Origin of the sequence: Vibrio sp. S12_S33, assembly GCF_963889785.1 — a bacterium.
Lineage (GTDB): Bacteria > Pseudomonadota > Gammaproteobacteria > Enterobacterales > Vibrionaceae > Vibrio > Vibrio aestuarianus.
This window is the reverse complement of the sequence record NZ_CAWPQZ010000480.1, coordinates 1-210: the sequence shown is the minus strand read 5'-3', so window position 1 is coordinate 210 and position 210 is coordinate 1. Positions and strand designations below refer to the sequence as shown.

Here is a 210-nt window from a genome sequence, read left to right as displayed (position 1 = left end):
GTGAACCTTTTGCCCACAACATGCTTTTCCCTTGGTCATTCTTTTGTGTAAACGCTGAAGTCATCGGTAAAAAAAGCTGATATCAAACGGCTTGAGCAAAGCGAGCAACGAGCGCAGAGCATCCGTATTACGGCTACCAAATGCGTGAGCAATGATGCGCTTATAGCGAGGCTACCAAGCATACCAAAGCCAGCGGCGATTTTTCTTTTT

At 46.2% G+C, this 210-nt stretch carries 1 pseudogene; it reads right to left on the bottom strand.

Going from position 1 to position 210, the window contains the following annotated elements:
• Positions 1 to 38 precede the first annotated feature (38 nt).
• A pseudogene (locus tag AACW06_RS20815) lies at positions 39 to 210 on the bottom strand (IS1 family transposase); the annotation flags it as partial.